An 11,298-nucleotide genomic window follows, 5' to 3' on the forward strand; every position below is an offset into this window, starting at 1 on the left:
CTCAGCCGAGATAAATAGCCAGCAGACCAAGAAAAACGGAAAGTTTCAGTATCTGCGAAGCGGTATGACAGTTGTTTGAGGAGGGAGATTTCACAAGCAAACTTATGATATATGCGAGTGGAATGCCAATTCCCAGGATTGCCGCCACAAGATATTTTTCACTGTAGATGTTCATTAAATACGGAACGGCTAAGAGGGCCATGAAAAGAGTAGTTATCACGATAGCAACCCTTGCCGATGTTTCTAAACCAAATTTCACGGGGAAGGTAGTTAGCCCAGCGGCGCGGTCCCCTTCTGCGTCAGCCATATCTTTGATGAATTCTCTTACCACTGTAAACCCAAATGCCAGCAGTGACGGCGTTATCATCCGGTTCAATTCACTGAACAGTGCTCCCACAAATAGAAATGCCAGTCCGATGATTGCTGCCACAATAATGTTACCGATTAAAACTGACCCTTTCAGCCATAAACTGTAGACCACCATGAGTGGAAGAGCAACAACTGCGGCAATGATGAAAGATTCGGTGTTCATGGTAAATGAGATTCCCGCGCCCATCAGGAAAAGTAGGATGGAGAGTATCAATGCAGTTTTTGGAGAAAGGTCACCCTTTGGCAATGGTCTGTTCGTTTGGTTTATCCTGTCAGCCTCCAGATCGTGATAATCGTTAAATGCGTTGGCTGCGGCTATGAGAGACACCACCACAAGGATCCCTTTTATGAGGAGAACGACCTGGTCCAGGGCGTCAACTAGCGCCGCAGAAACGGCGACCGCCAGCGCACCCAGTAGAAGGTTCACGGGTCTAAAGAGCCTGATTGCAGCCAGGACGCTATTCATGGCCGTTTCGCTTTCAGCACTCTCGGATCTCCGTTGTAGTCTTTTAGCAGTTCAACCTTAGCCCACCCCGCTGACTCAAACAGTTCCTTAGTGCGAAATGGGTGTTCACCACGGCCCACCTCTAAAATCATCGTGCCACCTTCCCGGAGCCAGTTTTTCCCTTCGCTGGCGAATTTTCTGTAAAAAGTTAGACCGTCAGCGTCATCCGTCAATGCCTCTCTCGGTTCAAAACACCGGACATTATCCTGAAGTGTTTTATACTCTTTCAGCGGCACGTAAGGCGGATTGCTGAGGATGATATCAAAACAAATTTCTATATGATCGTTCAGAATGTCATGATCAAAGAACTCAATCCTTAAAGCGACGCCGTTTTTTTCAGCATTCAGATGCGCCACCTTCAGAGCACTTCGATTATTGTCAGTTGCCGCAACAGAAATCTCTTTAAGTGAGCGGGCGAGACTGATGGCAACAGCGCCGGAACCCGTACCGATATCCAATATGGAAGATGCCTTACTTGTATTTGCTTCATCAATTGCAATTTCAACCAGCCGCTCTGTTTCAGGCCGCGGTATGAGGACATTTTCAGTGAGAGTGAACGGCAGGCCAAAAAATTCCGTTTCACCTGTTATGTACTGAACCGGTTCGCCGGCAGCAGAGCGCCTCAGCCAGGCTCTAAAGGTGTTTTTTTGTTGGTGGGTGAGGCGGTGGCGGTCCGCTTCCATGTGGAGTTGAGATCTGGAAAGTTTGAGGAGGGAGGAGAGGAGCCATTCTGCCCGAGCCTTCGGTGCATCAGTTCTTGTATCAGTCAGCAATTTTACACCTGCATCCAAAACCCGTCGAACCGTGACGTTTTCCTGAACTGTGGCAAGTGGAGCCAGGTATGTCAACTGAGATTTTCCGCTTTTAACTGTTCCAGCTGATCAGCAATCTTTAGTTGTTCGATGAGCTCGGTGAGATCACCGTTCATAATTTCCTCAAGCCTGTAAAGGGTCAATTCTATGCGGTGGTCTGTCACCCGTCCTTGAGGAAAATTGTAAGTACGGATCTTTGCACTCCGGTCTCCAGTGGACACCATGGTTTTTCTCGCCTCCGCCCGCTTTGACTGCTGTTTTTCCCGCTCGCGAGCCAGAAGACGGGATCTTAAAACTTTCATTGCCGCCACACGATTTTTGTGCTGCGATTTTTCATCTTGACAGGTGACCACAGTATCGGTGGGAATGTGAGTGATCCTGATAGCCGACTCTGTCTTATTCACATGCTGACCACCGGCTCCTGACGCTCGAAAGGTGTCAATACGCAAATCTTGGGGATTGATCTTAATATCAACCTCATCAGCTTCTGGCAGGACGGCGACCGTGGCGGCTGATGTGTGGATGCGCCCGCTGGTCTCTGTAGCGGGGACACGCTGCACCCGATGAACGCCCCCCTCGTATTTTAGTTTACCGAAAATAGTGTCACCTTGAAAGGAGCAGATCACCTCTTTGTAGCCGCCGTTACCTGTTACATTTGCTGCAATCAGTTTGATGTTCCACCCGTTTTGCTCCGCAAAATGGCCGTACATGCGATAAAGGTCAGCGGCAAAAAGGGCTGCTTCTTCACCACCCGTCCCAGCCCGGATCTCCATGATGGTATTTTTTTCATCCAGCGGATCTTTAGATAGCAGAAGAACCTTCAGCTCCTCTTCCAGCTTTAGGGCTTCGTCCCTTAATCCTTCAATCTCCTCCTGCACCAGATCTTTCAGCTCTTCATCGTCACCTTGCAGAATAGCTTCATCTTCATCAATTTGATCCGTGACACTGATATACTCGCCCCCTTTTTTGGATACTGGCCCCAGGTCGTGGTGTTCTTTCGCCAGTTCGCGGTATCTACCCGGGTCAGACGCAATTTCAGGTTCGGCCAGCTGTGCAGTAACAGCTTCGTATCTTTTAATGATCTGTTTGACTTTATCTCTCACAGAAGTTTCTGGGCATAAAAAAACGGTTCCCGGCCATCTCTATCCGATGACATCAGAAACCGTTGTGTTTGTCTGGTTACTGTTCGCCTTTGGCGTTCAGCTTTGCGTATTTTTTCTTGAACTTTTCGATACGGCCGGCGGTGTCAACCAGTTTTTGCTGACCGGAGAAAAACGGGTGGCATGCGGAGCAGATTTCCACTCGCATATCGCCCACGGTGCTTCGCACTTGGAACCTGTTGCCACATGCGCAGGTCACTGTACCGAGCGTGTATTCAGGATGAATCTCAGTTTTCATTTCTTTCCTCTAATTCAGATCACTCAACGCCTTTTCAAGCATGTCGATGCCTTCCAAAAAAACTGCCTCATCGGTGGCGTAAGAGAGCCTGATGTAGCCCTCTGACCCGAAGCCGGAACCGGCGACAGTCACCGTCTTTGCGCTGTCCAAAATATAATCACTTAGGGCAAAAGAACTGTTGATTATCTTCCCATCTGCGGCTAGGCCGATGTACTGACTCACATCGGGGAATGCATAGAATGCGCCCCCCGGTTTGGCGCAGGAGAAATTGGGAATGGAGTTGAGGCGGTTAATCATTGCATCACGACGTTTCGCAAAAATTTTGCACATAGTTTCAACTTCAGTCTGATCACCGGTGAGTGCCTCCACGGCAGCTTTTTGTGCAATGGAGTTGGGGCAAGATGTCGCCTGTCCCTGTATTTTCGCCATAGCGCTGACGATTGTAGCATCTCCGGCCGCATATCCGATCCGCCATCCAGTCATGGCATAAGTTTTGGATAAGCTCTGAATTGTTACCACATTGGCTCCCACGTCATTCAGGGCCTCCGTGCTGGTGAAGGGGGCATCATAGACGAGGCGTTCGTAGCATTCGTCAGAAATCACCAGCCAATTGTGTTTGGCGGCAAGTTCAAGAAGTCTTGTAACTGTCTCTTTGTCCCAGACTGCTCCCGTCGGATTGGAAGGCGAGTTAATGATAATTGCGGAAATTTTAGATGTGACTTTTGACTCAAGATCATTCCAGTCAGGAGAAAAATTGTTCTCGGTCATAGTTTGTACAATGATAGGTTCACCATCCGCCAGCCGGATAAATTCGGGAAATGAAACCCAGTAGGGTGCAAAGACAATGACTTTATCCCCGGGGTTTAGTACAGCTTGGCAGAGTGTGCTGAGGGAATGCTTGGCGCCGTTTGAAACAATGATCTGATTCGGGGTGTAATCCAGATTATTGTCGCGCTTCAGTTTTTTGCAGATCGCTTCGCGAAGTTCCATTGTTCCTCTTCCGGGTGTGTACTTTGTATGACCGCCAGCCATTGCGCGAATGGCCGCCTGGCGGATATTTTCAGGTGTGTTGAAATCGGGTTCACCGACGCCAAGGTCAATTACATCTACACCGTTATTCCTTAAATCAGCAGCCCGCGCTGTCATCTCCAGAGTGAAAGATGGTTGGATCCGCTGGACTCTTTCAGCGATCATAAGGATTATTCGGGATCAATGCGTCTTGGAATGATATTTGGAAGTGTTGAAGTTAGGCTCTTTCGTCCCTTTCCCTTTTTCGGAGTTCTTGAGCCGCTTACTTTGAGGGATGTCATTTGGATCGATGGCTTCATCCTCCCAACCCTCGGGCAATTCTCCTACTGGTTCGTCATCATCAGACTGGTTGTTTGCCAGCTCCAGTTCTTCTAAGGAAAAGTCTATCGGATTGAATTGACTGAATAGTACACCATAACCTTTGGTGATCCCGTTCCCCAGGCCGATAAAGTTCGGCAAAATAAAGTTAGTTCTGAATTTACCATCAAAGCTGCCCATTTTTCCTTCATCCATCAAATTGGTCTGGAGCGATTCCAGAGAAAGATCTACGAAAATTCTTTTTTCAAGTGTAAGACCGACCTCCTTTCCAACGAAAGCAATATTCTGACTCAGCAGACGTCTCAGCAGTATTAAACGATCTTTATCTGTTAATGCTTTATAGCGTTTCAGGTTAATCTGGTTGAGAGCGATCCACGGAGTGAGAAATTTGTACTGGATTGTTTTATCGGTCGATCCTAAACCATCATCACAAACTTCAGTGTCGACACTCTCGACCTTGAAAGTGATGTTGCCGAAATTCAAAATGTCGAGTTTTTCAACCATGGACTCAATGGACTCCACTCCTTCCTTGACTCCAATAAAATATATTTGTTCATTTAGTATCTTGACCTGTACACGGGGATACAGAAAGTCATTGCGGTAAGAGCCGTTGATAAAAGGGACGATGGGGTCATCCGGGAATTCTCTCATGAGAACGCCCTTAACCTGATAAGACGTCTTTCTAACCGGTTTATCGGTGGAGAGGCGGGCGACGACTGATTTTATATAAGATTGATCCTTAGACACAAGAGGATATAAAGACAGACATTGATTAGTTATTCATTGTATCCAAAAATTCTTTGTTATTTTCTGTTCGCCTCATTCTGTCGAGGAGAAATTCCATTGCTTCTATTGGAGTCATGTCGCTCAAAATCTTTCTTAGAATCCAAACTCTTGAAAGTTCTTTTTTGGAAAGTAAAAGTTCTTCTTTCCGTGTCCCTGAACGTATAAGGTCAAAGGATGGGAACAACCGACGGTCACTGAGGCGGCGATCGAGAACGAGCTCCATATTGCCGGTACCCTTAAACTCTTCAAAGATTACATCATCCATTCTGCTGCCTGTATCAATGAGCGCTGTTGCAATAATTGTGAGGCTTCCTCCTTCCTCTGTGTTCCGGGCTGCGCCGAAAAAGCGCCTGGGGCGATGAAGAGCATTGGCATCTACACCGCCTGAAAGGATTTTTCCACTGTGCGGAATCACCGCGTTGTGGGCGCGGCCGAGGCGGGTAACACTATCAAGAAGTATCATCACATCGTGGCCGCTCTCTACCATCCGCTTGGCCTTTTCTAGGGCCATGTCCGCCACCTGAACGTGCCGTTCAGGCGGCTCATCAAAAGTAGAACTCACCACTTCGGTTTCAACGCTCCGCTCCATGTCTGTCACTTCTTCCGGCCGCTCCGCAACGAGTAGGATAATAATCTTAATTTCAGGATGGTTCTTAAGTGTGGTATTGGCGATTTTTTGCAGAAGCATTGTTTTTCCCGTCTTCGGCTGGGCGACGATTAGTCCTCTCTGACCTTTGCCGATAGGCGCCATGAGATCAAGGATTCGCATCGAAAATTCCTTCGATTCCCCTTCAAGGTTGATCCGTTCTTCAGGGTAAAGTGGCTTGAGGCTATCAAACAGAATAGTTTTTTTGACCTGATCCGGTGCCTCGCCGTTCACTGTTTCAACTTTTAGTAGGGCGTAGAAACGTTCGTTATCCTTGGGATTGCGGATCTGTCCGGCCACCAGATGACCGGTGCGGAGATTGAATCTTTTTATCTGGGAAGGGGAGACATAGATGTCATCAGGCCCTGGGAGGTAGTTATAATCCTGCGATCGCAAGAAGCCGTATCCCTCCTTCATCACCTCGATAACGCCAGAAGAAAACAGTTTCCCTTCTTTCTCGGCACTGGTTTCGAGAATGCGCATGATCAATTGTTGTTTCTTCAGACCGGAATAACCGGAAACTTCCATCTCCTGAGCGAGCTTGGTTAATTCCTTGATCTTCTGGCCCTGTAACTGGGTTACATCCATGAGATAAAATCCACTAATTAATTTATTGAGTTACTGGAATTCTATGAAATCGGCAGTGATAAAAACCTTAAAAAGGCAGCCTCTAATTTAATTTAGGCTAAATCTCGCCTTTGTCAAAGGGAAAATGAAAGACGCTGAATACGTCCTCCGCTATATAATGTGTACCAAATATAAACCACAGGTCCACGCTCCTATTTCCCGACTTGCACCGCTCTAGACCTTCAGTCACAGATTGACACGCTTCAGCAGGAATATCCGCTTTTTTCAAAGAAGCGGCCACTATTTCGGCAGAGTGAAATTCGCCGTGGTCGGGCTGAACGGTTATGATCTGATTGAAGTATTTTTTAAGAACAGTTGTGATGCCGTCGAGGTCCTTGTTTTTCTTGAATCCGCAAATTGCACCAAAGTTGGCTTTGGGGAAAATTTCTCTCAGAGATCCGGCTGCGGCACTGATACCGTGAGGGTTGTGCCCCACATCATAATAAGCCAATGGATTTTCGCTCAATTTTTGAAGTCTTCCTGGCCATACAATTTTTGTCAGTCCTATTTTCACAACATCATCGCCGAGTTTGGGATCAAAGAGACTACACGCCGCTATGGCGGTCTGTGCATTTATCACCTGATATTTCCCAAATAGAGGTAGATCTATTGATGTTTCACCGATAGCAAAACGACTGCCATTGGGGCTTTGAACAGCTGCGGCAACTGGACATACCTCTGATGTCAAAAAGAGAGGACACTCCTTGTCTTTCGAGGATGATTCGATGACAGACATCACTTTCTCGTGTTGAGGAGCCGTTACCACTGGCACATCTTTTCTTAATATCCCGCACTTCTCCCTTGCAATGGATGGGAGATCACCACCGAGAAATTCCATGTGGTCAAAATCTATGGGAGTAAGTACCGAAACAATAGATTCAGAAACGTTACTGGAATCGAGCCGCCCGCCCAGGCCAACTTCTACCACCGCAATATCCACCGCCTCATCAGCGAAGTAGCTGAACATCATGGCGGTGGTGGTTTCAAAGAAGGTGGAGCCGAGGGTGTCAATCTCACCACGATATTTCTTCAGAAATGAGACAATCCACTCATCGGGGATGGGGATTCCTCCGACTCGAATTCTTTCATTGAACCTCACCAGGTGAGGAGATGTGTAGAGTCCCACTTTCCGGCCCGTTGATCTGAGAATGGAAGAGGTCATGGCGGCAGTGGACCCTTTTCCATTGGTCCCCGCAATATGAATGACAGGGAGGCCGTGATGAGGGTTTTTGCACCGTTTCAGCAACATCTCTGTGCGGTGGAGCCCTATCTTGATTCCCCTGCGCCGAAGAGAATAGAGATAGTCTAACGTAGCTTTATCGAGGGAAGACAAGATGAGGCTTGGGTGACGAGACGCCTGAAAAGGTCTTAGCCTTCGTCTGCCAGGACGCGCTCATATTTGTCTTTGAAGCTGCGGACGCCGTTGAAAACGGCTTGTGCGATACTTTGCCGGTAACCGGGCTTGCGGAGTTGCTTTTCTTCAAGGGGATTTGAAAGGAACCCTATTTCTAGGTACGCATGAGGCATTGAAGCGCCGATAAGAACATAAAATCCAGCCTGTTTCACACCACGATCGGGTGAGGGAATACTCTTCCGCAATTCCGATTGAACCATAGCGGCCAGATCTTCACTTTCTTTCATGAAGGCATTTTGCATCAGAGATGCAATGATAAAGCTGTCTTCCGTCAGGTGATCGTACCGGGATGCTTCCTCCTCAAGTTTGATGGCACTGTTTTCACGCTCAGCCACTTCCACAGCGTCAGCTGTTTTCCCTGGTCTCAGAATAAATGTTTCAAATCCTTTAATACGCCTATTATTGTTGGCGTTGGCATGAATACTGATAAAGAGCTTGCCGTTACTTTCATTGGCGACCTTGGTCCGCTCCCATAAAGGGACAAACACGTCCTCGTCTCTGGTGTAGACCACTTTTGCATTTGTGTTTTTCTCAATAAGCTTCCCAAGACGCTTGGCAATGTCCAGTGTGACGAATTTTTCTCTCAGACCGTACTTGCCCGTAGTTCCGGGGTCTTTTCCGCCGTGACCTGCATCTATGACAATTGTGTCAATGTACCAGGCGTCTCTCAGTTTTTTGATCTTTTCGGCGCTGTAGTTTAAGGGAGTTCTCAGTGTCAGAACAATCTCGTTGGGGGCCTTATTTTGATAGATTTCAAAATTTTCGATTTCAGTTCTAAGCTGAAAAGCAACTTGAACTGAACGACCTGTCTGATCAACGGTTATGCCTTGGACGACACCGCCCAATTTTGCCTTCCGAAGTGCGACGGAATCAGCAATGCCGCCTGATACAGTGAGATAAAACCATCTGTTTCGCGCTGACCAACCGGTAAGGGAGCCCTCCTCAAACTGGCGAGTCGACTCCAGGCGGATGACTGTTCCGTTGGCTTTTTCCTCAATGCTCAAACCCTTAATATTGTGTGTAATCAGCTCAACCACCACACTGTTACGCCCGATATCGTAACTCAATCCAGGTGCGGCGTGGCGATGTAGGATAGCTATGAACGGCCGCATGGGAAGGTAAATGTCCGAACCGTCGGAGAGGGCGTAGGACGGCATCTGGTAAACCTGATCATCAATCACCACGAAACTGCTGTGGGCAGAGACTTTGATCCTGTGACCACCGAAGTAAATGACAATCTTTCCCCTTGCAACATTACTAAAGACACTGGCATTGAGCACACGCACAAGATCTGCACCAGAAATGTAGGTTGTGTTGCCTGTAGCAAAAGTCTCGATAGATTCCCGCTTATTGGGATCGTTGGGGTAATAGACGGATACATAACTTGCATTCAACACGCCCGTAAGCATCACGCCTAACGTGAAGATTAGTTTACCTCGGATCACGAATGGAATTTATTGTTGGAAACGGTTACCGTGCAAATATGTCTGTGCTCAGAATGATATGTCCATTTGGAACCCTCCTTCCCACCGGGGAGTGCTCAATTTACCATTTTCATTCTCTCAGGAGCTTCGTACGGTTTTTTGAAGGGGGAAAAGGGGTTGGTGATCGAATGCACCAAAACAAAAAGAAAAAAATTAATAATCTTCCTATTACCCTCATGGCACGAATGTATTTTTGTGTTAATAGAATCAGAAGGGGTGTTGGTGATTTCCCTTCTGATTTTGTGGAGACGTTGCGAAATTGCTCTCAGGCAAGAATGATCTAATCTTTTACAAGACTTTATCAGTTCCGTGGAAAGAAAGATACGCATAGTAATGGCCAAGCCCGGTCTGGACGGACACGACCGGGGCGTTAAGGTTTTGGCCAGGGCCTATCGTGACGCCGGCATGGAAGTAATCTATTTGGGACTGAGGCAAACACCTGAGATGATTGTCAATGCGGCACTGCAGGAAGATGCGGACGTCATTGCGCTTTCAATTCTTTCTGGCGCTCACATGACTATCTTCCCGAGAGTCAAAGAATTGATGACGGATAATAGTATGAATGACGTTTTGCTAACTGGTGGCGGGATCATTCCTGACAAAGATATGGGAGAGCTGTCTGAACAGGGTGTAGGGAAACTTTTCGGCCCCGGTACGCCGATCCAGGAAACCGTTGACTACATTACCGATTGGGTACAATCAAACCGTTGGAAAGAGTGAAATAAACTGTGGATTTAACAAACCTTGAACATCTGGAATTCTATTTCGCCAATAATTTCGATACCACCTTGTTTCCTGTTTTGTCTGAGCACTATCTGCTGAGTGAAGATCTGGATCGGGCCGGCCAGGTCTGTGAAATAGGGCTTGGTTATAATGAAGATTCTTTGTCAGGACTTTTTCTCCAGGCTCGCGTCCTCATGGCCAGGAAAGATTTGCAACACGCCGAACCTTTCTTGAAAAAAGTTATCGCCCTTGACCCCAGTTTTTTCAATGCTTATCTATTACTGGCTGAAGTTCAATCAGGCCTCAAACGGTCTCAAGCGATACTGATGAAGTGTTACAGCGCCATTCTGGAAATGGATCCCGGCAATGAACTGGCACTTCAAGCGATAGGGAAACTGAAAAAAAAGAGACCTCGCAAGTCCCGCAAAAAGCAGAAAGCAGCAAAAGCCATCAAACCAAAGCCAAAGAAGCGCGTAAAAAAAACACTGCAAAAAAAACAGGTGGCCAAGAAATCTCCACCGAAAAAACGGGCGATGAAAAAAAAGTCGGCAACAGCCGAGGCGGTGGCGTTGTCTGAACTGGAAATTTCCCCCAAACTGGCTACCTTCACACTGGTGTCGGTGCTGAAAAGTCAAAAGCTCTATGAGCAGGCGCTGGAAGTGCTGGCCAAAATGTCCCGTAAACAGGGCGTGGACAAAAAACGCATTGCGAAGGAGAAGAAAATTATCGTGGATCTTCTCAAGTCCAGTGGGAGCGCCTGATTGTCTCTTACAGAACTCCGGGTTGAAGAACTGAGATCCCGTCTCGTTGAGGAAGGGTTTGATGGGATGTACGTTACCTACATCACCAACGTCAGGTACCTATCAGGTTTTACAGGTTCAGCCGGGAGTTGCCTCATTCTGGAAGATACGACCTGGTTTGTTTCAGACGGCCGATACGACACTCAGTCAAAACAGCAAGTGAAAGGAATGGAGATCCTCATCGGTAGCGACCCGCATATTCAGATTCTTCATAAGCATAATGTTTTCAAAGGTAAGCAAAAAATTGCCTTTGAAGGGGACCACGTCAGCGTCAGTGATATGGAAAAATTAAGGATCACTTTTCCGGAGTGTGACTGGACAGCTACCAGCGAAATTGTTGAAAGGATTGCCATGGTTAAGGATGAGTCTGAGATCCGCGCCACGCGA

At 47.3% G+C, this 11,298-nt stretch carries 12 protein-coding genes; 3 read left to right on the forward strand and 9 right to left on the reverse strand.

Annotated features, from left to right (window positions below; translation table 11 throughout):
• Window position 1: 1 nt before the first annotated feature.
• From EYO21_08320 to EYO21_08360, 9 genes are all read right to left on the reverse strand, one after another.
• A complete protein-coding gene (locus EYO21_08320; GenBank protein ID HIB03806.1) occupies window positions 2-835 on the reverse strand; it encodes a hypothetical protein in 834 nt (277 codons plus the stop codon).
• Window positions 832-1,722, reverse strand: coding sequence for a peptide chain release factor N(5)-glutamine methyltransferase (gene prmC / locus EYO21_08325; protein HIB03807.1), 891 nt, complete (start codon window positions 1,720-1,722; stop codon window positions 832-834). The genes EYO21_08320 and prmC overlap by 4 nt, the downstream gene beginning before the upstream one ends.
• Window positions 1,719-2,789, reverse strand: a complete 1,071-nt coding sequence (locus EYO21_08330) for a peptide chain release factor 1 (protein ID HIB03808.1) — start codon at window positions 2,787-2,789, stop codon at window positions 1,719-1,721. Before EYO21_08330 ends, prmC begins: the two co-directional genes overlap by 4 nt.
• Window positions 2,790-2,865: 76 nt before the next feature.
• Window positions 2,866-3,084 carry a 50S ribosomal protein L31 gene (gene rpmE / locus EYO21_08335; protein ID HIB03809.1) on the reverse strand — a complete coding sequence of 73 codons (219 nt, stop codon included), beginning with the start codon at window positions 3,082-3,084 and terminating at the stop codon, window positions 2,866-2,868.
• Between the two features lie 9 nt (window positions 3,085-3,093).
• A complete protein-coding gene (locus EYO21_08340) occupies window positions 3,094-4,278 on the reverse strand; it encodes a pyridoxal phosphate-dependent aminotransferase (GenBank protein ID HIB03810.1) in 1,185 nt (394 codons plus the stop codon).
• A gap of 15 nt (window positions 4,279-4,293) precedes the next feature.
• On the reverse strand, window positions 4,294-5,178 hold the full coding sequence (locus tag EYO21_08345; GenBank protein HIB03811.1) for a hypothetical protein: 885 nt from the start codon (window positions 5,176-5,178) through the stop codon (window positions 4,294-4,296).
• Window positions 5,179-5,203: 25 nt separating this feature from the next.
• Window positions 5,204-6,451 (reverse strand): transcription termination factor Rho, encoded by a 1,248-nt coding sequence (locus EYO21_08350; protein ID HIB03812.1) that lies wholly within the window; start codon window positions 6,449-6,451, stop codon window positions 5,204-5,206.
• A gap of 97 nt (window positions 6,452-6,548) precedes the next feature.
• Window positions 6,549-7,823, reverse strand: coding sequence for a bifunctional folylpolyglutamate synthase/dihydrofolate synthase (locus EYO21_08355; protein ID HIB03813.1), 1,275 nt, complete (start codon window positions 7,821-7,823; stop codon window positions 6,549-6,551).
• A gap of 35 nt (window positions 7,824-7,858) precedes the next feature.
• Window positions 7,859-9,313, reverse strand: coding sequence for an N-acetylmuramoyl-L-alanine amidase (locus EYO21_08360; protein ID HIB03814.1), 1,455 nt, complete (start codon window positions 9,311-9,313; stop codon window positions 7,859-7,861).
• A gap of 384 nt (window positions 9,314-9,697) precedes the next feature.
• On the opposite strand from EYO21_08360, the gene EYO21_08365 reads away from it, so the two are divergent.
• The 3 genes from EYO21_08365 to EYO21_08375 form a co-directional block, all read left to right on the forward strand.
• The gene (locus EYO21_08365; GenBank protein ID HIB03815.1) at window positions 9,698-10,108 is read left to right on the forward strand and encodes a cobalamin B12-binding domain-containing protein; all 411 of its coding nucleotides are present in this window, start codon (window positions 9,698-9,700) and stop codon (window positions 10,106-10,108) included.
• Window positions 10,109-10,116: 8 nt separating this feature from the next.
• Window positions 10,117-10,872: a hypothetical protein gene (locus EYO21_08370; protein HIB03816.1), complete on the forward strand. Its 756-nt coding sequence runs from the start codon at window positions 10,117-10,119 to the stop codon at window positions 10,870-10,872.
• The coding region (locus EYO21_08375; GenBank protein HIB03817.1) for a hypothetical protein at window positions 10,873-11,298 on the forward strand (426 nt) is incomplete at its 3' end.

The sequence above is a fragment of the Candidatus Neomarinimicrobiota bacterium genome (assembly GCA_012964825.1).
GTDB lineage: Bacteria > Fidelibacterota > Marinisomatia > Marinisomatales > S15-B10 > UBA2125.

Bases quoted from the DNA above. Each gene is read 5' to 3' on its own strand.
- EYO21_08320 (HIB03806.1), bottom strand. From the start codon at position 835: ATGAATAGCGTCCTGGCTGCAATCAGGCTCTTTAGACCCGTGAACCTT.
- EYO21_08360 (HIB03814.1), bottom strand. From the start codon at position 9,313: ATGCTTACGGGCGTGTTGAATGCAAGTTATGTATCCGTCTATTACCCC.
- EYO21_08350 (HIB03812.1), bottom strand. From the start codon at position 6,451: ATGGATGTAACCCAGTTACAGGGCCAGAAGATCAAGGAATTAACCAAG.
- EYO21_08340 (HIB03810.1), bottom strand. From the start codon at position 4,278: ATGATCGCTGAAAGAGTCCAGCGGATCCAACCATCTTTCACTCTGGAG.
- rpmE (HIB03809.1), bottom strand. From the start codon at position 3,084: ATGAAAACTGAGATTCATCCTGAATACACGCTCGGTACAGTGACCTGC.